Source organism: Ligilactobacillus animalis KCTC 3501 = DSM 20602 (assembly GCF_001434535.1).
GTDB classification, from domain to species: domain Bacteria; phylum Bacillota; class Bacilli; order Lactobacillales; family Lactobacillaceae; genus Ligilactobacillus; species Ligilactobacillus animalis.
Window position 1 is genome coordinate 22270 of the sequence record NZ_AYYW01000039.1, and the last position, 23189, is coordinate 45458.

Annotated in this window: 20 protein-coding genes; 14 read left to right on the forward strand and 6 right to left on the reverse strand. The window is 42.7% G+C overall.

What is annotated here, in order from left to right:
* Nucleotides 1–12 precede the first annotated feature (12 nt).
* The 6 genes from FC30_RS07220 to FC30_RS07245 all read left to right on the forward strand — a co-directional run bounded on the left by FC30_RS07220 (nt 13) and on the right by FC30_RS07245 (nt 5287).
* Nucleotides 13–510 carry a phosphatidylglycerophosphatase A family protein gene (locus tag FC30_RS07220; RefSeq protein WP_010689715.1) on the forward strand — a complete coding sequence of 166 codons (498 nt, stop codon included), beginning with the start codon at nt 13–15 and terminating at the stop codon, nt 508–510.
* A gap of 126 nt (nt 511–636) precedes the next feature.
* Nucleotides 637–2667, forward strand: coding sequence for a methionine--tRNA ligase (gene metG, locus FC30_RS07225; RefSeq protein ID WP_010689714.1), 2031 nt, complete (start codon nt 637–639; stop codon nt 2665–2667).
* A 59-nt stretch (nt 2668–2726) separates the two neighbouring features.
* Nucleotides 2727–3494: a TatD family hydrolase gene (locus FC30_RS07230; protein ID WP_010689713.1), complete on the forward strand. Its 768-nt coding sequence runs from the start codon at nt 2727–2729 to the stop codon at nt 3492–3494.
* A gap of 8 nt (nt 3495–3502) precedes the next feature.
* Complete coding sequence (rnmV, locus tag FC30_RS07235) at nt 3503–4072, forward strand: ribonuclease M5 (RefSeq protein ID WP_029507347.1); 570 nt, start codon at nt 3503–3505, stop codon at nt 4070–4072.
* Nucleotides 4065–4961: a 16S rRNA (adenine(1518)-N(6)/adenine(1519)-N(6))-dimethyltransferase RsmA gene (gene rsmA / locus FC30_RS07240; protein ID WP_010689711.1), complete on the forward strand. Its 897-nt coding sequence runs from the start codon at nt 4065–4067 to the stop codon at nt 4959–4961. The genes rnmV and rsmA overlap by 8 nt, the downstream gene beginning before the upstream one ends.
* Before the next feature lie 92 nt (nt 4962–5053).
* Nucleotides 5054–5287 (forward strand): Veg family protein, encoded by a 234-nt coding sequence (locus FC30_RS07245; protein ID WP_010689710.1) that lies wholly within the window; start codon nt 5054–5056, stop codon nt 5285–5287.
* A gap of 109 nt (nt 5288–5396) precedes the next feature.
* Here FC30_RS07245 and FC30_RS07250 read toward each other — a convergent pair whose 3' ends face one another.
* Nucleotides 5397–6755, reverse strand: coding sequence for an MFS transporter (locus FC30_RS07250; RefSeq protein ID WP_029507346.1), 1359 nt, complete (start codon nt 6753–6755; stop codon nt 5397–5399).
* A gap of 543 nt (nt 6756–7298) precedes the next feature.
* Between FC30_RS07250 and pdhA the strand changes: the two genes are divergently transcribed.
* The 6 genes from pdhA (at nt 7299) to FC30_RS07280 (ending at nt 14409) form a co-directional block, all read left to right on the forward strand.
* Nucleotides 7299–8399 carry a pyruvate dehydrogenase (acetyl-transferring) E1 component subunit alpha gene (gene pdhA / locus FC30_RS07255; RefSeq protein WP_010689707.1) on the forward strand — a complete coding sequence of 367 codons (1101 nt, stop codon included), beginning with the start codon at nt 7299–7301 and terminating at the stop codon, nt 8397–8399.
* On the forward strand, nt 8399–9376 hold the full coding sequence (locus FC30_RS07260) for an alpha-ketoacid dehydrogenase subunit beta (RefSeq protein ID WP_010689706.1): 978 nt from the start codon (nt 8399–8401) through the stop codon (nt 9374–9376). The genes pdhA and FC30_RS07260 overlap by 1 nt, the downstream gene beginning before the upstream one ends.
* Before the next feature lie 15 nt (nt 9377–9391).
* Nucleotides 9392–10681, forward strand: a complete 1290-nt coding sequence (locus FC30_RS07265; protein ID WP_010689705.1) for a dihydrolipoamide acetyltransferase family protein — start codon at nt 9392–9394, stop codon at nt 10679–10681.
* A gap of 5 nt (nt 10682–10686) precedes the next feature.
* Entirely contained in the window at nt 10687–12093 is a 1407-nt protein-coding gene (lpdA, locus tag FC30_RS07270) for a dihydrolipoyl dehydrogenase (RefSeq protein ID WP_010689704.1), read from the forward strand.
* A gap of 25 nt (nt 12094–12118) precedes the next feature.
* A complete protein-coding gene (locus FC30_RS07275; RefSeq protein ID WP_010689703.1) occupies nt 12119–13138 on the forward strand; it encodes a lipoate--protein ligase in 1020 nt (339 codons plus the stop codon).
* 407 nt (nt 13139–13545) lie between these two features.
* A complete protein-coding gene (locus tag FC30_RS07280) occupies nt 13546–14409 on the forward strand; it encodes an alpha/beta hydrolase (RefSeq protein WP_010689702.1) in 864 nt (287 codons plus the stop codon).
* A 58-nt stretch (nt 14410–14467) separates the two neighbouring features.
* Here FC30_RS07280 and ispE read toward each other — a convergent pair whose 3' ends face one another.
* The 4 genes from ispE to FC30_RS07300 form a co-directional block, all read right to left on the reverse strand.
* On the reverse strand, nt 14468–15343 hold the full coding sequence (gene ispE, locus FC30_RS07285; protein WP_010689700.1) for a 4-(cytidine 5'-diphospho)-2-C-methyl-D-erythritol kinase: 876 nt from the start codon (nt 15341–15343) through the stop codon (nt 14468–14470).
* A gap of 77 nt (nt 15344–15420) precedes the next feature.
* Nucleotides 15421–16554 (reverse strand): glycerate kinase, encoded by a 1134-nt coding sequence (locus FC30_RS07290; RefSeq protein WP_010689699.1) that lies wholly within the window; start codon nt 16552–16554, stop codon nt 15421–15423.
* A 108-nt stretch (nt 16555–16662) separates the two neighbouring features.
* Nucleotides 16663–18048: an argininosuccinate lyase gene (gene argH, locus FC30_RS07295; RefSeq protein ID WP_010689698.1), complete on the reverse strand. Its 1386-nt coding sequence runs from the start codon at nt 18046–18048 to the stop codon at nt 16663–16665.
* Nucleotides 18041–19255 (reverse strand): argininosuccinate synthase, encoded by a 1215-nt coding sequence (locus FC30_RS07300; RefSeq protein WP_010689696.1) that lies wholly within the window; start codon nt 19253–19255, stop codon nt 18041–18043. Before FC30_RS07300 ends, argH begins: the two co-directional genes overlap by 8 nt.
* A 371-nt stretch (nt 19256–19626) precedes the next feature.
* On the opposite strand from FC30_RS07300, the gene purR reads away from it, so the two are divergent.
* Nucleotides 19627–20460 carry a pur operon repressor gene (purR, locus tag FC30_RS07305; RefSeq protein WP_010689695.1) on the forward strand — a complete coding sequence of 278 codons (834 nt, stop codon included), beginning with the start codon at nt 19627–19629 and terminating at the stop codon, nt 20458–20460.
* A gap of 152 nt (nt 20461–20612) precedes the next feature.
* Nucleotides 20613–22013 carry a bifunctional UDP-N-acetylglucosamine diphosphorylase/glucosamine-1-phosphate N-acetyltransferase GlmU gene (gene glmU / locus FC30_RS07310; RefSeq protein ID WP_010689694.1) on the forward strand — a complete coding sequence of 467 codons (1401 nt, stop codon included), beginning with the start codon at nt 20613–20615 and terminating at the stop codon, nt 22011–22013.
* Nucleotides 22014–22739: 726 nt separating this feature from the next.
* Here the strand turns inward: glmU and FC30_RS07315 are convergent.
* Nucleotides 22740–23189 (reverse strand): ArpU family phage packaging/lysis transcriptional regulator (locus tag FC30_RS07315; RefSeq protein ID WP_235804187.1); only part of this gene is annotated, 450 nt, incomplete at its 5' end.

Sequence of the window (23189 nt, forward strand, 5' to 3'; positions counted from 1 at the left end):
GGAGGTATTTCAATGTATCAAAAAGATTTTAAATATCCCGATACGAAGGCACATGAATTTGTGATCGCACGCTTAGCCAAACGCGGTGTCAGCTTGGATGAATTGGCTAAGTTGGTCTATGAGACCCAAAAGGATTTTGAATTGGGTCTGACCTTAGAAGAATGCAAAAACGATGTCAATGATGTGATGAACAAGCGGGAATTATTGAATAATGCGATGGTTATGTTAGAACTCGATCGGTTGACCGAAGAAGGAAAGGTGGCTTCACCCTTAGCCGAGATCATCGAAAATGATTCGGGAGTCTTTGGTGTCGATGAAACTTTAGCCTTACAGATCGCCAATATCTATGGTACGATCGGAGCTACCAACTTTGGATATTTTGACCGCGTAAAATCTGGGATCATCAAGAAATTCGATACGAGTCCAGAACACGTCAATACCTTTATCGATGATCTTTTAGCTGCGATCGTAGCCGCTACTTGTGGCAAAATTGCACATAAATACGCCTAGTTCCTGTTTTTTTGCTTGAAACAGCTAATAATAGGTACGTGGTTATGTTATACTATTTTTATTGAAAATTTGACGATGATAAACTTGCACTAATAGCAGTTTTAAGCGAAAGGAAATGACTAGTTAATGGCTGATAAACAGACATATTACATTACAACGCCGATCTATTACCCATCAGGAAAGCTACACATCGGTAACTCATACACAACGATCGCTTGCGATGTTTTGGCACGCTACAAGCGTCTGCAAGATTTTGATGTCTTCTTTTTGACAGGGACAGATGAACACGGGCTAAAGATCGAACAAAAAGCACAAGACTTGAACATGACGCCCAAACAATATGTTGATATGATGGCGGACTCGATCCAAAAATTATGGCAAGAACTTGAGATCACAAATGATAAATTTATCCGGACAACGGATGAATATCACGAAGAAGCGATCCAAAAGATCTTCCAAAAACTTTTGGATAAAGGTGATATCTATCTTGGCTCTTACAAAGGTTGGTACTCTGTTTCTGATGAAGAATATTTTACTGAATCACAATTAGCCGAAGTTTATCGTGATGAACAAGGCAATATGATCGGTGGGAAGGCTCCATCTGGTCATGAAGTTCAATTAGTCGAAGAAGAATCCTATTTCTTCAAGATGAGCAAATATGCTGATCGTTTAGTCGAATACTACAATGAACACCCAGATTTCATCATTCCCCAAAGTCGTAAAAATGAAATGTTGAACAACTTCATCAAGCCAGGCTTAGAAGATCTAGCGATCACACGGACTAGTTTTGATTGGGGCGTTAAAGTGCCAAATGATCCAAAACACGTGGTCTATGTTTGGATCGATGCTTTGTGCAACTATATCACAGCTTTAGGCTACGGTAGCAAGGATCAAGAACTTTTCAACAAGTATTGGCCAGCTGATGTTCATATGGTAGGTAAAGAGATCGTTCGTTTCCATACGATCTACTGGCCGATCATTTTGATGGCTTTAGATCTTCCATTGCCAAAACACATCATCGGTCATGGTTGGTTAGTCATGCGTGACGGCAAGATGTCTAAGTCTAAGGGCAATGTGGTCTATCCTGAAATGTTGACTGAACGTTATGGCTTAGATGCATTGCGCTACTACTTGATGCGTGCTGTTCCATTTGGCAATGACGGGATCTTCACGCCAGAAGATTTTGTGCAAAAGATCAACTATGACTTGGCTAATGACTTAGGTAACTTATTGAACCGGACTGTTGCGATGATCAATAAGTATCGTGGAGGTCTGATCCCAACGCTGACTTCAAATGTGACGGCATTTGATCTAGATTTAGAAAAATCAGCTAAAGAAGCGATCGCGGAATACGAAGCTAACATGGATCAAGCGCATTTTGCCTTGGCTTTAGAAGCACTATGGAAGTTTGTTTCACGTTCTAACAAGTATATCGATGAGACTGAACCATGGGTCTTGGCTAAAGATGAAGCTAAAGCTAATGAATTGGACAGTGTCTTAGCCCACTTGGCTGCAAGTTTGCGCTTGATCGCGATCTTGTTGCAACCAGTGATGACACATGCACCAAAAGAGATCTTTACTCAATTAGGTCTGCCATTAGAAGATATGGCTATCAAAGGGGTGGACTATTTTGCCCTCCCAGAAAAGACAACTGTTGTTAAGAAGGGAACACCGATCTTCCCACGTTTGGATATCGAAGCTGAAGTTGAATACATCAAGTCTAATATGACTAAAAATGAAAAACAAAAAGGGCGCAAAGCAATGCAAGAAGCAGCCGAAGCGCAAGCTGAATTTGACCCTGAAAAGACAGAACTTAAGTCAACGAAAAAAGAGATCAAGTTCGATAAATTTGATAAAGTCGAACAACGGGTGGCTTTGATCAAAGATGTTTCTCGGGTCAAGGGTGCCGATAAGCTCCTCAAATTCCGATTGGATGCGGGCGATGAAGGTGAACGTCAGATCCTCTCGGGTATTGCTCAATGGTATCCTGAACCAGAAAAATTGATCGGTAAAAAAGTGATCGCGGTAACAAACTTACAACCGCGTAAGATGCGAGGTGAGATCAGCCAAGGGATGCTCTTATCAGCTGAATTTGGTGATACAGTACAATTAATAACTGTTCCCGATGAGATCCCAGCCGGATCATTAGTTGGCTGATCAAGTGATAGAAGGCACATGGGCTGACCGTGTGCCTTTTAGCGTAAGAAAGGGAAAAAATGGAGATTTTTGATTCACATACTCATATCAATGCTACAGAATTTAAAAATGACATTCCTGATGTGATCGAGCGGGCCAAAGCTTTAAATGTGACCGAAATGTTAGTCATCAGTTACGATGATCCGAGTACGGAGCGAATGCTTGACTTAGTTGAGAAATATCCAGGGATCTATGGAGCTTTTGGCTGTCATCCCGAAAGTGCTTTAGACTACGATACAAATTTTGAAAATAAATTAAGCGAAGTCTTGGCTCATCCGAAAGTAAAAGCTCTGGGAGAGATCGGGCTCGATTATCACTGTGATGTACCTAAAAAAGTCCAATGGAAAGTTTTTGAACGTCAAATAGAGCTCGCGCATGAACTGCAACTTCCGATAAGTATCCATGATCGGGATGCGATCGCGGATTGCTATGCGATCTTAAAAAAGGCAGACATCGCAAAGATCGGTGGGATCATGCACAGTTTTAATGGGGATGCTGACTGGGCTGAGGAATTTTTGGATCTAGGGATGGAATTGTCGTTTAGTGGGGTCGTGACTTTTGGCAATGCTAAGGAAGTTAAACAGGCTGCTTTGGTGACACCATTGGAACATATGTTAGTTGAAACAGATGCCCCATATTTAACCCCAATGCCATTTCGGGGCAAGATCAATGAACCAGCGATGACCCGCTATATTTTAGAATTTTTAGCTAAAGAAAGACAGATCGCACCTGAAAAACTAGCGCAGATCACAACTGCTAATGCAAAGAAAGTGTTGAAGATAAAATGACAGATAAGATGAAGATCAAAGAAGTTATCGTTGTTGAAGGTAAAGATGATACCAAGCGGATCAACTTAGCCGTCAATGCAGATACCCTTGAGACTAGGGGATCAGCGATCAGTGATGAAACACTCGCACAGATCGAAGAATTACATGACAAGCGCGGAGTCATCGTCTTTACAGACCCCGATTTTTCAGGGGAAAAGATCCGTAAGATAATCCAAGAAGCTGTTCCGGGGGTCAAGCATGCTTTTCTGACAAAAAAAGCTGCTGCCCCAGATCACAAAGGCAGTCTTGGCGTTGAACATGCTGATCCAGAGGCGATCCGGGAAGCTTTACGTAATCTATATACCGAAGAGCCCGATGCGACTCCGATGATCAGTCGGGAAGATCTAGCAGTAGCGGGCTTGATATCAGGACCCAAGGCCAAGATCAGACGCCGGATCTTGGGCGAATATTTGCGGATCGGCTATGTCAATGGAAAACAGCTCTATAAGCGGTTGAATCTCTTCCAGATCACACCGGAAGAATTTGCTGCGGCACTGAGATATTTAGACCAAGTAGAGGAAGGAAAAATCGATGAATAATCAATTACCAGAGATCGCTTCACCGACTAGGACGCGGGCGATCATGGAAAGTTATGGGCTAACGTTTAAAAAAAGTTTAGGCCAAAACTTTTTGACTGATATCAATATTTTAAATAAGATCGTAGCAGCTGCTGAAGTAACGCCAGAAGATGACGTGATCGAGATCGGACCCGGGATCGGCGCTTTGACCGAACAGTTGGCTAAGAATGCCCATCAAGTCATGGCACTAGAGATCGATGACCGTTTGATCCCGGTGTTAGCCGATACTTTGGCACCTTATGATAACGTGACAGTCGTTCATCAAGATGTGCTCAAAGCTGACCTAGTGGAATTGATCGCTAAAAATTTCGATGGCAAGCACAAGATCAAGTTAGTGGCTAATTTACCATATTACATTACAACACCGATCATTTTACATTTGTTGGAAGCACCGGTTGATTTTGACCGGATCGTTGTGATGATGCAAAAAGAGGTCGCTGATCGTTTAGCAGCTGTTCCTGGGACTAAAGATTACGGTTCTTTGAGTGTAGCGGTGCAATACGAGATGGATGCTAAAGTGGCGTTTATCGTGCCTAAAACAGTTTTTATTCCCCAACCTAAAGTTGATTCTGCGATCATTGTCTTAGAGAAAAAAGCCGTTCAAACTTATCGACCAGTTGATGAAAAGTTCTTTAAGCAAATGGTCAAAGGGATCTTTTTACATCGACGCAAGAGCCTTTGGAACAACTTGCAAGGAATGTATGGTAAGACCCCTGAGATCAAAGAAAAAATGCAGGCAGCTTTGGCTAAAGTTGCGATCGAGCCAGGGATCCGCGCTGAAAAGTTAACGATCGCACAAATGGTCGCCTTAGCTGATGCTTTAGTCGCTGAAAAAATCGTCAAAAAATAACTTTTAAATATTGAAGTGTTTGTTCGGGTGTGGTATAATTGCGTTTTTTGTAAAATTATGTTACAATATTTTACACAGAGAGGTGAAGCGCATTGCCAACTACATTAGTAAAAATCAAGAGCAAGCTCGACAATTGCATTGGCGCTGGTTTAACGGTAACGTCCCACGTTGGACGCAAAAAAGTTACTAAACGTCATGGGATTCTGCGGGAAACTTTCCCCGCTGTATTTATCGTAGAATTAAGTCACGAAGAAAATGCCGTTGAACGCGTATCATATAGTTACACCGACGTTTTGACCAATAATATTATTCTAGATTTTGATTAAGCGATAAGTCGATTATCGCCGATCCTTATTAGGATTTTAGGTACCGAGATTTAATTTTTTGAAACAGCAAATAAGCTAGGAGCACCCACTTGCATGGGTACCTCCTAGCTTATTTTTTTACTTCTTTTAAGCGTAACGCCAAGACTAACGCTACGGCCTCGATGAGTAAAAAGCAGATAAAGACGCGGGAATAGCTTGATTTTTGGGTAATACTTTGACCGGCATTGCTTAACAATAGGGTCGCGAGCATGACACCTAGACTACCAAGGAGCTGGCGGATCGTAGTTGTTAGCGCAGTTGCATGTGCGATCAAGTTTTTAGGCACTGAATTAGCCCCCAGCGTTGTCGCCGGCATCATGACAAAGGCATTGCCTCCTTCGATCACCATGGAAAAGGCGATCAAGAGTGGGAGTCCAAGGTGATCTTGCCATAAGAGCAGTCCAGCCCAGCCACCGAGCAACATGCTGACCCCAACTAAAAGAACCGGTTTGAAGCCCCATTTGTCGGCCAGTTTACCGGTCACAGGATTCAACACACTCAGTAAAACAGCAGGTAAGACCAAGGAAAGCCCCGAAGCTAACGGACTTAAGCCGAGGATCTTTTGATAATAGAGCGGAAAAACGATCGTGACTACGATCAAGGACACGTAAGAAAGCCCGGTCAATAATAAGCCAATGTCAAAATCAAGGTACTTAACGATCCGCAATTCTAAAAGTGGCGTGGTCAGCTTTAGTTGACGGCGACAAAAGGCGATCAATAAACAAAGACCTAAGACCAAAAGTAAGATATTTAGCAACGGCTGGCGTGGATCTTTAAGGGCGGTAAGAGCGTATAATAAGGTACCTAGGCCAAAACCTTCATAGAATAGAGAGCAAACATCTAACTGGGATGGCTTGCGTTCCATGACATCACTGATCGTCACACAAGCGACCAAAAAGATCACGAGCATTAAAAAGCAAAATAACCAAAAGAGGTCTTGCCAACGCAAAAAGTTTAAGACGATCCCAGAGATGATCGGTCCAACTGCTAAGGCTGAACCCATGACTAATCCGGCGGCTCCCATGGTTTGTCCCCGCTTGTCTTTAGGCGTGATCGTCATCAAGACCGTTTGAAATGATGGAAATAAGATACCGACAGCAGTCGCCTCTAACAAGCGGCCTAAAAGTGCGAGCCAGAAAGTTGGGGCAAAAATTATCATTAAAGTGCCGACCCCAAAGAGGGCTAAGACACTAAGATAGAGATGTTTAAAAGAAATATTATTGAGCAGCCATGGACTGACAGGCATCATGACACACATCATGAGCATAAAGCCAGTCGTCAACCACTGGATCGTTGCCGCATCGACCGCAAAGAAATGCATCAAGGCAGGATAAGCGGTTGAAAGGGCTGATTGGCTGATCGACATGGTAAAAGTACCTGCCAATAGAGTAAAAATAAATAATTTTCGCTTAGTTTCGGTGAGTTCCATTTGATCATCTACTTTCTAAATATGTAAAAAAAGTCCGAAATCAGAATTCGGACTTTATTAGAAGACTAAAGCTCACTTTTCGCGGTGTTCCTTAGCTTCTTTCTCTTTTTCTTCATTTTCCCGACGTCTAGCATCGTTCAAACGGTTTTCTTCAAGCTGGTGTTCGAGCTTGGAATCATTACGGCGTGTCATATCTAAAACTTCCCTTCCATAGTCTACAGAAGTATTATAGTTCTAATGTCTATAAGTTACAAATAAAACGATCCGGCGGAAAAGGCTGATAATATCTTGATTTAATTTAAAAAATTAAAACATTATTTTAAACTAGGAGCTTGTGATAAAAGTAACATTGTCCACAAGCTAGAAAAAAATCATCCGCAAAATATTGCGCAAAATCAAGATTTTTTCGGTGGTAGGAAACAAATTAAAGAGTGCACAAAATTAACTTTTAGTGAACGATACGTTATAATTATCGATGTAAGCGCTGTACGAAGATTGAAAATAAGATTTGATTCCTTATGTTTGAAGAAAGGAAGTTTTAAAATGGCACAAAAAATTGATTTTGAAGCATTCAAGACGATCTCTCCAAGTGAGATCAAACCGCTTCGTGTATTAGATGAACATGGTAAAGTGATCGATCCAGACTTTTTCCCAGATCTAAGTGATGAACAGATCGTGGAATTATTCAAGCAAATGTTGTGGTCGCGTGTGTTAGATGAACGTTCCACTAAGCTAAATCGTCAAGGGCGCTTAGGTTTCTTTGCGCCAACAGCAGGGGAAGAAGCTTCTCAGATCGCATCTGAATTTGCGATGGAAAAGACAGACTTCTTATTACCAGCTTATCGTGATGTTCCACAATTAGTCTTACATGGGCTACCTTTAGAAAAGGCTTTCTTGTGGTCGCGGGGGCATGTCTTAGGAAATGAATATCCCGAAGATCTAGCTGCTTTACCACCACAGATCATCATCGGAGCCCAATATGTTCAAGCCGCTGGTGTAGCTCTAGGTCTCAAGAAAAAGGGCGCTAAGAATGTAGCATATACGTATACTGGTGATGGCGGTACTTCCCAAGGTGATTTCTACGAAGGGATCAACTTTGCAGGTGCATATCAAGCGCCGGCGATCTTTGTTGTGCAAAATAACGGCTATGCGATCTCAGTCCCAAGAGCGGTCCAAACTGCGGCTCCGACCTTAGCTCAAAAAGGTCTAGCTGCTGGGATCCCAGGTATTCAAGTTGATGGGATGGATGCTTTGGCAGTCTATTTAGTCATGAGCGAAGCACGTAAATACAGTGTCGAAGGTAATGGCCCAGTCTTGATCGAGACTTTGACGTATCGTTTTGGTCCACATACGCTTTCTGGTGATGATCCGCATCGTTATCGGACCGCTGATGAAGAAGCTGAATGGGAAAAGAAAGACCCATTGGTAAGATTACGCACTTATTTAGATGAAAAAGGTCTTTGGTCAGAAGCTCAAGAAGAAGCTTACATTGAAGAAGTAAATGAGCAGATCAATGAAGCGATGAAAAAGACTGAACAAGCGCCAAAACAAAAGGTGAGTGAATATCTTCAAAATGTCTTTGTAGAAACACCACCGACTTTAGAGGAACAAATTGCAAAATTTGCGGCTAAGGAGGAAGCATAATGGCTAAAACAACGATGATCAAAGCAATTACACAAGCTTTGGAAGATGAATTAAAACGCGATAAAAATGTTTTGGTATTTGGTGAAGATGTTGGTCGAAATGGTGGTGTTTTCCGTGCGACTGATGGCTTACAAGAAAAAGTCGGTGAAGATCAAGTCTTTGATACGCCCTTAGCTGAATCAGGGATCGGTGGTCTCGCAGTTGGCTTAGCTTTGACCGGTTTTCGTCCTGTTCCTGAGATCCAATTCTTTGGCTTTGTCTTTGAAGTCATGGATGAGATCGCAGCTCAGATCGCGCGGACACGTTTCCGTTTAGGTGGCACCCGTAAAATGCCCGTGACGATCAGAGCGCCATTTGGTGGTGGGGTCCATACGCCAGAATTGCACTCCGATAGTTTGGAAGGACTGATGGCACAAACACCGGGGTTAAAAGTTGTTATCCCAAGTGATCCATATGATGCCAAAGGTCTATTGACGGCAGCAATCCGCTCTGATGATCCGGTCGTATTCTTAGAGCATATGAAATTATACCGCTCTTTCAAACAAGAAGTTCCAGATGACGCATACACCGTAGCCTTGGATAAAGCAGCGGTCAAGCGTGAAGGTAAAGATGTAACGATCATCTCTTACGGCTATATGGTCCATGAAAGTTTACGGGCTGCTGACGAATTGGCTAAAGAAGGGATCGAAGCAGAAGTCGTTGATCTGCGTACAGTTTCACCATTGGATGAAGAAACGATCTTAGAGTCAGTCAAACGTACTGGCCGAGTTGTTTTGGTCCAAGAAGCACAACGCCAAGCTGGGATCAATTCTCAAGTAGCCGCTTTGATCGCCGAAAAGGGGATTTTATCGTTAGAAGCACCGATCGCACGGGTCGATGCCCCAGACACACCATATCCATTTAGCGATGCTGAAACGATCTGGTTACCAAACAAGCAAGATATCATTGAAAAAGTAAAAGAAACGGTCAATTTCTAGGAAAGGTGAAGATTTATGAGTAAATATCAATTTAAACTCCCAGATATTGGGGAAGGGATCGCTGAAGGTGTGATCGGTGAATGGCACGTTAAAGTCGGCGATACGATCAAAGAAGATGATGATCTAGTTCAAATCGAAAATGATAAATCCGTCGAAGAAATTCCTAGTCCTGTAGCCGGAAAAGTAACTGCGATCGTGGTCCCGGAAGGTGAAACAGCTGAAGTGGGCGATGTTTTAGTCGAGCTAGAAGTGGCTGAAGGTTTGGGCAATGTTGATGCAAGTGCGACAGAAACACCAGCTAAAGTCGAAGAACCAGCTCAACCCGTGGCTCAACCGGTTGCTGAGCCAACAAGCGTAGCAACACCGGTCGCAGCATCTGTTCAAGATCATTCCTTACCAGTTTTAGCGATGCCATCCGTGCGCAAGTTTGCCCGTGAAAATGGAGTTGATCTGACTAAGATCAAGGGAACTGGCCGTCACGGACAAGTAACTAAAGCTGATATCGAACAAGCTTTGAGTTTACCACAAGATGCACCGGTCGCAGCACCTGAGGCTAAAACAGAAGAATCAGTCGTTGCATTGCCAGCTAGTGCAAGTGCTCAATGGCCTGAAACAGTTGAAAAGATGTCACCGATCAGAAAAGCAACGGCTAATGCAATGGTGCGTTCAGTTTCACAGATCCCACATGTACATGTCTTTGATGAAGTTGTCGTGGATAAACTTTGGGATCACCGTAAGAAGTATAAGGAATTGGCGGCAACGCGTGGTGTCAAATTGACCTTTATGGCTTATATGGTCAAGGCTTTAGCCGTGATCATGAAGGAATTCCCGATCTTCAACAGCTCGGTCGATATGCAAAATCAAACGATCGCTTATAAAGACTACATCAACGTAGGTATCGCCACAGACACCGAACATGGTCTATTCGTACCAAATGTTAAACATGCAGATGCGTTGAGCTTATTTGGGATCGCTGAACAGATCTCGGAAAACACAGCCAAAGCTAAAGAAAATAAATTATCACGTGATGATATGAATTACACGGGCATGTCGATCACCAATATTGGTTCGGTCGGCGGTGGTTTTTTTACGCCGATCATCAATTGGCCTGAAGTTGCGATCTTAGGTATGGGTAAGATCACTAAAGAAGCTGTCGTAGTGGATGATGAAGTTCAGATCGCACGTGTTTTGAAGTTGTCCTTGGCCTTTGATCATCGTGTGATCGATGGTGCAACAGCTCAAAAAGCAGTCAACAGACTCAAAGAATTATTGGCAGACCCAGAATTGTTATTAATGGAAGGATGAGCTAGATGGTAGTTGGAGATTTTTCAATTGAATTAGATACAGTCGTGATCGGTGCGGGCCCTGGTGGATATGTAGCAGCGATCCACGCAGCCGAATTAGGTCAAAAGGTGACTGTGATCGAACGTGAATTTATCGGTGGTGTCTGCTTGAATGTAGGTTGTATCCCCTCAAAGGCCTTGATCGAAGCGGCGCATCACTACCAATACGCAATGCACTCCCAAGATATGGGGCTCCAAGTAACAGCAGCTAAACTTGATTTCAATAAAACAATCGAGTGGAAAAATAGCGTTGTTTCTAAGCTCACTGGTGGGGTCGCATCACTATTTAAAAAGCATCAGATCGATGTTGTTTGGGGCGATGCCTTCTTGAAAGATGATCACAATTTACGTGTGATCGATAAGGAAGGTCATGCTCAAACATATAGTTTCAATAATTTGATCGTAGCTACCGGGAGTCATCCGATCGAGATCCCTAACTTTAAGTTCAAGGGTCGTGTCTTAGACTCAACGGGTGCGCTCAATTTACGTGAAGTTCCAAAAGAATTAGTTGTCGTTGGTGGCGGTTATATCGGGTGTGAGTTAGCTTCGGCATATGCCAACTTAGGTTCCCATGTGACGATCCTTGAAGGTGGTCCGATGATCTTAGCTAACTATGAAAAAGATCTAGTCAAAGTGGTCGAACATCACTTTAGCAAACAAGGGGTAGATATCTACACCAATGCTTTGGCTAAGAATGCTGAACAAACAGATGATAACGTCAAAGTCACCTTTGAGATCGACGGTAAAGCTCAAGAGATCACAGCTGATTACGTGATCGTTTCGGTCGGGCGCCGTCCAAATACCGCTGATATGGGCTTAGAACAAGCCGGCGTCAAGATCGATGACCGCGGTTTGATCCCAGTTGATGCTCAAAGCCGTACAAATATCCCACATATCTATGCGATCGGTGATATCGTGGCTGGTTTTGCCTTGGCTCACAAAGCTAGTTATGAAGGTAAAGTAGCTGCTGAAGCGATCTCTGGTATGAAGACAACGGTCGATTATCGTGCGATGCCAGCCGTTTGTTATACGGATACTTCGATCGCAACGACAGGATTGACGCTAGCCGAAGCTAAAGAAAAGGGCTTTAAGGCTAAAAAGGCTCAATTCCCATTTGCTGCTAATGGGCGTGCGATCTCAATGGGGAAGACGGATGGTTTTATTCGTCTAGTTTTCGAAGAAGAAACGGATATCTTGTTAGGGGCTCAGATCGTTGGGGCCCATGCGAGTGATCTGATCAACGAATTGACTTTGGCGATCGAAATGGGAGCAACGACTGAAGATATCGGCTTAACTGTCCACCCACACCCATCATTAGGTGAAGCTGTGATGGATGCTGCTGATGTGGCACTTGGTTTTCCAACTAATATTTAATTTTTAGGCAAATGAGGGATGAAGAATGCAGTATCTAGTAATGCAAACTGATGATATCAGAACTAACTTAGCAACGGAACAGTATTTGATGAACAGTGGTAAATTGGAAGCACCGTTTATGCTGTTTTATATCGAAAAGCCATGTATCATCGTAGGTCGAAACCAAAATACAATGGAAGAGATCAATCAGAAATATTGTGAAGATAACAAGATCACGATCACTCGTCGCCTTTCCGGTGGTGGTGCGATGTATCAAGACCTAGGCAATATGTGCTTTAGCTTTGTCGTACCAGCTAAAGATCAAAAATTCGGTGATTTTAAGACATTGGTCCAACCGATCGTCAAAGCGCTACATGAGATGGGGGCTACCAAAGCTGAAGTGACCGGGCGCAATGATATCGTGATCGAAGGCAAGAAATTTTCTGGTAATGCAATGTATACGAAGGGCGACAAAACTTTCTCACATGGGACTTTGATGTTTGATGTGGATACGAGTGCGGTTGAAAATGCGTTGCGTGTACCTAAAGATAAGATCGAATCAAAAGGTGTTAAGTCAGTTCGTTCGCACGTAACAAATATCAAGCCATATTTGGACAAACAGTATCAAGCACTAGATACCTTCGCCTTCCGAGATGAATTGATCAAAAAGATCTGGCAAGTAGATTCATTAGAGCAAGCCCAAAAATTTGAATATCATTTAGATGAGACGGATAAAGCTGAAATTGCTAAGATCGAACAAGAGCTGTATAAAAATTGGGATTGGGTCTATGGACGTTCCCCAGAGTTTACAGTTCAAAGACGCCATCGTTTCACTGGTGGAACGATCGATGCGCGTTTCTTGATCGATAGTGGTGTGATCACTTCAGTTAAGATCTATGGCGATTTCTTTGGTAAAAAGGATGTCAGTGACGTAGAAGCGCTCTTAGCGGGTGTAAAATACGCTCCAGCAGAAATTCGGCAAGCTATGGCCAAGATAGATCTTACCCGATATTTTGCTGGTATTCCAACTGAAGAAATAATCGAATTGCTAGCAGTGCAAAAATAAGATTTAAATAGAGCTCCTTCTATGGTGTCGATCATAGAAGGGGTTTTATTTTTTATTTGATCCTATCTTGATAGCGATGAAGATAAAAATAGTAGAAAAGAGCGTAGTATAAATACCGTTTGTAAAGACTGTTGGAAATAGTAAACACAGCGTGCCAAAGATGATGATAATGCATGCTTGAAGGATCAGTACTGAAATATATGGGTGCTTAACTGTAAAGTCCTTAATATTTTTCAATTTTTTTCTCCAATTATTTGTTTATATCTTGATTATAATTAGCAGTATTATTTTTGTGAACCGGTCTGATCATCGAATTTATTAAATAAAAAAGTTAAGTCAAAACGGATGCATAAATCAACCAAAAGGACTATAATTTATGCACTAGGAGAAAGAAGGAGAGTACAGTCTTGAAAAAATGGTGGGCAATTCTAGGAAGTGTTTTAGTCGGGTTGATCTGCCTGCAATTATGGCTCTTACGTGGAACACCGGGTGAAGCATTACGCACGGAGCAATTGCGTTCTGATATTTCATATAGTAACGTTCCAACGCTTTTAATTCCTGGTTGGGGTGGCAATGGTTGGACCTACAGCAAATTGATCAAATACTACCAAAAAGAAAATATCGCACAAAAGACGATGACGATCCATGTGACGCCAACGGGTAAGGTCAAGGTCCAAGGTAGTGTGGTTAACAAGAAAAATGCTTTGATCCAATTGATCTTTGATTGGAATTATACAAAAGATTACCAAGCGCAGACAAAGTGGTTGCAGCAGGTACTTACGGTCTTGCACCGCGATTATCACGTCGATAAACTCAATGTGATCGCACATTCATGGGGGGGGAGTGCTTTGATACATGCTTTGGCAGATTCAAGTTCGTTACAAAAAGAGATCGCTTTTCCTAAGGTGATCTTACTGGGAACACCGATCGATGAAAGCGTAGATGAGAATACGAGCTATGCCAAAGCTCAAGCCAAAGTTTCGACCGATAAAAATTACCAGCGTTTATTGAAGAAATTTAAAGAATTTGATCCGCTAGCTAGTATCGATTTTTATAATTTGATGGGGTCAGTTGATGGTGAAAAAACTGACGGTTCAGTACCCAATGTACAGTCACTATTTTTGAAAAATATCATTCATCCTAATTGGTCTAAATATTATCAAGCCGTTTATACCAATACGGATCATACGGATCTGCATCAAAGTGCTAAAGTTTTAGATACGATGGATAAGATCTTGTGGAACAACCACCCGCTTGCGTGGCATCATTAAAAAACTAAGACCAGATAGAGTTCTTAAGCAGTTAAGGACTTTATCTGGTCTTAGTTTTTTAAAAACAAGTTTGCTGGTCTAAATTATAAGGACTAACGATGTAAACTTCTTTACAGAAACCACGTAAACTATTGTAGATGTGTTGGGCTCGTGAAGCCTTTTGACAGATCCCAAAAACTGTTGGACCACTACCACTCATTTGAGCTGCATCACAGCCAAATTGGAGCATTTTTTCCTTGATCTTCAAGATCTCAGGGTGGCGTCCAGCAGTGATCGGTTCTAAAGTATTTCCCATCTTAGTGACCATCGCTGCATAATCTTGTGCCTTGATCGCACAAACGACAGCATCGACATCTTGGTGTTTGATCTTATCATAGTTGATCTTGCGTAAGATGCTAGGCGTTGAGACACTGTCACGGGGTTTAGCGATAATGATCTTTAATGGGGGTAAAGGACCGATCGGGGTCACGATCTCGCCCTTACCAGTCACAAGGGCTGGTTCGCTGTAGATGCAAAACGGAACATCTGAATCGATCTCTAGCCCAATTTTAGCAAGTTCTTCACGTGAGAGCCCAAGTTGCCATAACTTGTTTAAGCCACGTAGGACAGCGGCAGCATCCGAAGATCCCCCACCCATACCTGCAGCCACGGGGATGTTTTTATCGATCGTGATCGCTACGCCTTCTTTGATCTGGTATTTATCGCGCAACATCTTAGCGGCTTGATAGGCTAAGTTTCGTTGATCGCTTGGTAAAAAACCAGAGTCGGTTGAGACGGTTATCTTATGCGAGTTAGGAAGGGTCTGGATGTGTACGTAATCGGCTAAATCAACTGCGATCATTACCATTTTCCATTCTGGCTCACCGTTTTGATGACGAAATGGGGTATCTAAGCTGAAGTTCAATTTAGCCGGAGCTTTCTCCGATATCTCCATTTGATTCACCTGTCTATCATTGAAATTATTAGTTTAATTATACTGAACTACGCGCTATTTTAAAAGAGTCAAACACTCTAAACAAATTTTTGCAATAAATGCGCTATTTCATTTGCTGTTTGCGTTAAATGCTTTGATCCCGATCTTAAGGCTTGTTCCAAGTTGATGACACCAGGAGTACACGAAAAAACAGCATCAAAACCTAATTGATGCAATTCAGCAACTGCCTCGACCTTACCAGCTAAGCCGATCACGGTGCAGTCAGGTGAAACAGATCTAACCGCGCGCAAAACTCCAAGGGGTGTCTTTCCCAATTTTGTTTGGCTATCTAAACTGCCTTCGCCGGTCAACAAAATGTCAGCTGCAGTCGCTTTTTGCTCAAGGTCAGTCAAAGCGATCGCGAGCTCGACCCCTGAAGTCAAGGTAGCGTTAGTGAAAGCAAGCAATGCCCCACCGATCCCACCAGCTGCGCCTGCACCCGGAGTAGTGGCGATATCTTGGCCACAAGTAGCTTTGATAACTTGTGAAAAATTAGTCAAAGCTTGTTCAAGTTGGAGCACAGCATTAGGGGAAGCGCCTTTTTGCGGGCCAAAGACCACACTAGCCCCGTTAGGTCCAATGAAGGGTGAAGCCACATCACTAGCAAGGGTGATCTTAGTTGTTTGTAAGCGCGGATCTAAGGCGCTGATATCTATTTTCTCGAGTGCTTGTAGATGGATACCGCCTAAAGGTAATTCATAGTGAGAACGATCATAGAATTTGGCGCCTAAGGCTTGAAGTAAGCCCGCACCACCATCATTAGTCGCACTGCCACCAAGACCTAAGATGATATGTTCCACTCCGAGATCTAAAGCGTGTTTGAGTAATTCACCTGTTCCATAGCTAGTAGCCGTCAGCGGATCCTTGATGCCGTTACAAAGTTGTAAGCCGCTAGCTGCTGCCGTTTCAAGGAGTGCAATTTTGCCCGCCTCGATCACGGCTAACTTCGCTGTAACTGATTGCTTTCTTGGCCCCATTACTTGATAGGTATAAATTTTTCCAGGGACGGTATTTAAGATCGTATCGACAAAGCCTTCGCCCCCGTCTGCTAGTGGGATCAATTCATATGTAGCGGTGGGAAAGATCGGTTTAAAGCCGGCATAGATAGCTTGGGCTGCTTCACTAGCAGTCATGCTTTCTTTGAAAGAATCAGGTGCAATGATGATTTTCACGAATAAAAGACCTCATTTCTAGTGCTATTATCTTTGAGTTTAGCGTAAGGGCAAACAAAAAGAAAGGATAAAAATTTCACAAGTTCAATTTCTATCCTCTAGTTAGATCTATTCGAATTTTTGCATAAACTGCTCAGCAAGTTCGATCTGCTGTTCAACTTGGGCAAATCCAGTTCCACCATATGAGTTGCGCCGTTTGATGGCTGTTTTGGGATCAAGGGCAGAATACACGTCGGCTTGGATCTTAGGTGAAAATTTCTGGAAAGTTGCTAAGTCGGTATCTTGAAGCGTTTGGTGCTGTTTGATCCCGTGTAAGACTAACTTGCCGGCGATCGCATGTGCTTGACGGAAAGGCACGCCATTTTTAGCTAAGTAGTCGGCTAGTTCCGTAGCGTTTGAAAAATCAGTCGTGAGCACTTGTTCCATCCGTGCTTTGTTGACACTTAATGTTTCGACCATTTGAGTGCAGATCTTAAGACAGGGGATGATCGTTTTGACAGCATCAAAGACACCTTCTTTATCTTCTTGCATATCTTTGTTATAGGCCAAAGGAAGTCCCTTTAAAACTGTCAGTAGACCGATCAGATCGCCAAAGATCCGGCCAGATTTGCCCCGGATCAACTCAGCCATATCAGGATTTTTCTTTTGGGGCATGATCGAGCTTCCCGTAGCGAATTTATCGGATAGTTCCAGATAGCCAAATTCATAGCTGCACCACAAGATAAGTTCCTCACAAAAGCGGGAAAGGTGGACCATCAAGATCGAGCTGTTACTCAAAAATTCTAAGGCAAAATCACGATCGGATACAGCATCTAGTGAATTAGCATAGATCTCACTAAAGCCCAATTGGTCGGCGCTAAATTTCCGATCGATCGGAAATGTCGTTCCTGCTAAAGCTGCTGCTCCCAAAGGACAGATGTCGGTGTGCTTTTGATTGAAGTCAAAGCGCTCCCAGTCACGTTTGAACATTTGCCAGTAGGCCATCAAATAGTGAGCATACGTGATCGGTTGTGCATGTTGTAAGTGCGTAAAACCAGGCATCAGTGTCGTTTGATGCTTTTTTGCTTGATGCAATAACGCTTTTTGTAGCTCAGCGATCGCGTCCAATACTTGCGGGAGGCGGTTCTTTAGATAAAGATGTAGATCGGTCGCAACTTGATCATTTCGGCTCCGGGCAGTATGCAGTTTCCCCGCAACTGGACCGATCTCTTGGGCTAATAGCGCCTCTAAATTCATATGGATATCTTCGTTGGCGACTGAAAATTCAAGTTCACCAGCAGCTAGTTTGTGCGCTAACGTTTCTAGCCCAGCAATTATCTGATCTGCTTCGCTGGCACTCAAGATCTTAGTGTGTTTGAGCATTTTGACATGAGCCAGTGAACCTTGGATATCTTCGTGGGCTAGTAACTGATCAAAACTGATCGAAGCCCCAAATTCATCAACGAATTGGTCGGGAGACGCTTCGAAACGTCCGCCCCATAACTTATCACTCATGGCTATTTCCTCCATTTTTTTGTTGAACTTGGGCATAGACTTGAGTTGGAAGACCGAATAGTTTGATGAAACCACTGGCAGCTTCTTGATCGAATTGATCAGCCGCGGTGTAGGTCGCTAGTTTTTCATCATATAAGGAATTAGGCGATCTCCGACCTTCACAAATGACGTTACCCTTGAATAATTTGACCCGAACAACACCAGTAACATTAGTCTGAGTCTGCTTTAAGAAAGCTTGGAGGGCGGGCATCAACGGTGAGAACCACAACCCGTTGTAGATCAACTCACTGAGTTTTTGTTCGATCACAGACTTAAAATGAGCAACTTCTTTTTCAAGCGTGATATCTTCGAGGTCCTTATGGGCTGCCATCAAGACGGTAGCTGCTGGACACTCATAGATCTCACGGGATTTGATCCCGACTAACCGATTCTCGACGTGATCGATCCGTCCGATCCCGTGTTGGCCAGCCAATTTATCAAGTTTTAGGATCAGATCAGCTAAGTTAAGTTTTTCTCCATCTAATTTGACGGGGACACCTTGTTCAAATTCAAGCTCGATCACACTGGGAACGTCAGGTGTTTGCTCTAAAGGTAAAGTCCGAGCATAGGCATCAGCTGGAGCACTTTGCCAAGGATCTTCTAAAATACCACATTCATTTGCCCGGCCCCATAGGTTTTCGTCGACCGAATAAGGGCTCTTTTTGTTGATCGGCACGGGGATGTTATTTTGAAGAGCATAGTCGATCTCTTCTTCTCTAGACCAATGGTTATCTCTGATCGGGTCTTCGATCAACATTTCCGGAGCTAGAGCATGGATCCCAACTTCAAACCGGACTTGGTCATTGCCTTTACCGGTACAACCATGCGCGATCGCACAAGCACCGTAGTCTTTAGCGATCTTGACTAGATGTTTAACGATCAAAGGACGTGAGAGCGCTGAAACGAGCGGATATTTTTGTTCATAATATGTGTGAGCTTGCAGCGCTGTTAAACAATATTGACTAGCGAATTCTTCTTTAGCATCGATGACCAAGGATTCAACTGCACCTACCGCTAGTCCTTTTGCTTGGATAGCAGTCAGGTCTTTTCCTTCGCCGACATCAATGCAACAAGCGATCACATCGTAGCCTTTGTTTTTGAGCCAAGCGATCTCAACTGAAGTATCTAAACCACCAGAATATGCGAGCACAACCTTTTTATTTGTCATTTTAAAAACTCCTTTATGCATTTGTTGAGGTTATCATACAATTTTTATGCAAATAATTCAACTAAAAACTAATATTTATTCATATAAAATTTGGTTTATATAATTTTTATACATAAAAAGTTATATATTTATCCTGAAGTAAATTTTTAAAAAAGTGTTGACGCTAGCCGGTGACAGTGATAATCTATAATAGTTTGTTTCAGAACCGAACGTTAATCAGAAGAAGAGAAAATCTCCGATAAAACAATTTTTGATCGGGATTTATTGCCTAAAAAACGAACTTTAAAATTATTTAAAGCTTAAAAACTAGGAAAAATCCGTTTGATAACGTATAATGTAACTAAAATTTCAAAAACATTGGAGGAATAAATTTGAAAACCAGAAGAAGTGATCGATTGATCGATATGACGAGATATCTCCTAGAATCACCGCATACATTGATCTCGCTGACCTTTTTTGCTGAACGCTATGAATCAGCGAAGTCTTCGATCAGCGAAGATCTTGCCATTATTAAGCGGACTTTCAAATTACGTGGGATCGGTATTTTAGAGACGATCCCAGGTGCTGCAGGTGGTGCGCGCTTTATTCCTTCAATGGAAGAATATGAAGCACGTGAATTTATTGAAGAAATGACAACTGAACTTTCAGAACAAGATCGCCTTTTGCCGGGAGGATATGTATACTTGTCTGATCTTTTAGGTCGACCTGATGTATTGCGTAAAGTTGGGCGCGTGATCGCACGCCAATATATCGATAAGCAGATCGATGCGGTGATGACAGTGGCAACTAAAGGGGTCCCGATCGCTCAAAGTGTTTCCAGCTACTTGAATGTACCATTTGTGATCGTACGTCGTGATTCTAAGATCACTGAAGGCTCGACGGTTTCGGTCAACTATGTATCTGGTTCAAGCGAACGGATCGAAAAGATGGAATTGTCCAAGCGTAGTCTTAAGCGCGGTTCGAATGTTTTGGTCGTCGATGATTTCATGAAAGGTGGCGGCACAGTCAACGGGATGAAGTCAATGATCGAAGAATTCGAATCAAACTTAGTCGGGATCACAGTTTTTGCTGAAGGTTCATTTGATGGAAAACGCATGGTCGATGACTACACTTCGCTGCTAAAAGTTGATCAAGTCAATACTTTAGATAAGACGATCTCTGTTAGCCCAGGAAACTATTTAGAAAAAGTATTTGGTAACAAATAAAGCCGTTGCGCGCTAAACATCAAGTCAGGTGTTTAGCGCTTTTTTGGTTGGGTTTGGACGCTTGAAACTAGGGGGGGAGTGGTTTATCATTAAATAGTATTTACTAATTATTCTGAGAAAGGAATGCCTCTTTAGTGAGGCAAAATTCTGAAATGACAGCAAAATATGCAATTGTCTTGGCAGCGGGTCAAGGCACACGAATGAAATCAAAATTATACAAAGTGTTACATCCGGTTTGTGGTAAGGCGATGGTGGACCACGTCTTGACTGAACTCGAAAAAGATCAGATCGATGAGATCGTGACGATCGTCGGCCATGGGGCTGCTAAAGTTGAAGAAACTTTAGGAAAACGCACAAAATATGCTCTACAAGCTGAACAATTGGGAACAGGGCATGCTGTTTTACAAGCCGAAGAACTTTTAGGTGACAAACAAGGAATGACCTTAGTTACATGTGGCGACACCCCATTATTTACAGCGGAAACATTTGCTAAGTTATTTGAACAACACGAACAAAGTGGCGCGGTCGCAACTGTTTTGACAGCTAAAACTGATGAACCATTTGGCTATGGGCGTGTGATCAGAAATCATCGCGATGAAGTTGAAAAGATCGTTGAACAAAAAGATGCAACACCAGAAGAAGCTTTGGTAAATGAGATCAATACAGGTGTTTATTGCTTTGATAACCAAGCCTTATTCGAGACTTTGCATGAAGTGAAAAATGATAATGCTCAAGGCGAATACTACCTACCTGATGTGATCGAGATCTTAAAAGCTCAAGGTCGCCCAGTTGGAGCTTACTGCATGGATGAATTCGAAGAATCAATGGGTGTCAATGACCGGATCGCATTAGCTAAGGCAACCAAAGTCATGCAGCGCCGGATCAACGAGTTGCATATGAAAAATGGGGTCACCTTGATCGACCCAGCGACGACTTATATTGAAGCTGACGTTAAGATCGGAGCTGACACCGTGATCGAACCGGGGGTCAGTTTGAAAGGCAAGACCGTTATCGGGGAAGATTGTGTGATCGGGGCACATTCTGAATTGCGCGATACGATTTTAGAAGATGGGATCGAAGTGAAAGCTTCTTTCCTTGAAGGTGCGATCATGCGTAACGGTTCTAATATCGGGCCATACAGCCATTTGAGACCACAAGCTGATATTGGCGAAGGCGTGCATATCGGTAACTTTGTTGAAGTTAAGAAGGCTACTTTAGGCAAAAATACTAAAGTTGGTCATCTAACTTACGTAGGGGATGCGACCCTTGGTAAGGAGATCAATGTGGGCTGTGGTACGGTATTTGTCAACTACGATGGTCAAAACAAACATCACACCAATGTGGGCGAGTATTCCTTTATCGGAAGTGGTTCGAACATTATTGCACCAGTCGAGATCGCAGACCATGCCTATGTGGCAGCGGGTTCAACGATCACAGATGATGTAGCTTCACGTGATATGGCGATCGCACGTGGACGTCAAGTAAACAAGCCAGGATATTATGATCGTTACCCAGTTGCAAAAGCAGCGGCAGAGAGCGAGAATAAGGCTTAGTTTATTTCAAATACAAAAACCTTTCTAAAAAGCTTGAAATGCTCCCGGGGCAGTTTTTCCCGTGGTTAAGCGGTTTTTAAATGTCAAAAATGCTAAAATTTGAAAAAAGAGACCCAAAAAATGGCAAAAAGAGACCTCGAAAGAGACCCAAAAGAGACCCAAAAAGCGGGTTAGGTGGTTTAAAATAATACACGATATTTAAGCGTTAGAGTGATCTAACGTTTTTTGTTCTGTGCTATAATTCTATTGCTGTACATGATTTCTTACGTTCTCGGTTTTCGGACTGGGTAACTCCTTGGACGCTCCGGATCTCGGGGCGTTTTTGTTGCTAGGGATGTATGTTATAATGTGATTGTCAAAAAGTAAGGACATTCATATTATCTCCGTTTATTGCCCCGTTCTCTTTGCGGGGCTTTTTGTTATAATGATTACAAGATATAGGCTATCGGCTCTTTGAGCGTCTACGGGCGTCAAGGGCCTTTTTATTGTGCTGTTAGCTATGTTATAATGCTGGTGGATACTTCAACGTTCTTAGTATCGTTCATGCTTGAATGGTCCTTTTAAGCGTCTTGGTGATCGTGCCAGGGCGCTTTTTTTGTGCAGTAAAAAAGGGATGTTACAGCATGCATCCCTTTGTTGTTTTACATTACGCCAATGTATAAAGCAATCCTTACGCCCTGCAATAATTCTAGTAACGCCAATGCGATTAGTCGCTCTAACAGTGTTTTATCTTTCATTGTCTGATGTTTCCTTGTATGCTGCTAGGTTCGTGCCTGCTGTCATGTCCATAGTCTGCGCAAACAAGGCGCAAGCTTTTCTAATTCTAGTTTGTGTTTGAGAATGTCCGAACCCTAAGCGTTCTTCAATTTGCCACGATTGTAACTTCTTGATGTATCGTGCTTCTAAAAAAGGTTTATAATCGCCTAGACTGTTAATCACGGCTTCCACGAACTCTAAAACTTGTCTTGCGTTAGCTCTGTTTACGTTCATATCTTCCACACTATTGGCGCTTGCTGTTCCCCGTGGCGCTAGTGACAATCTAACGCTTGAAATAACTGGGATATTAGCCAATCTCTGATACTTGCTATACTCGGTATCAAACCAGTTAGTAACGTTATTGCGTGTTTGACTGTAATTGATCTCCCGTGTTTCTGGCGGGTCTAATTTCATCATTGC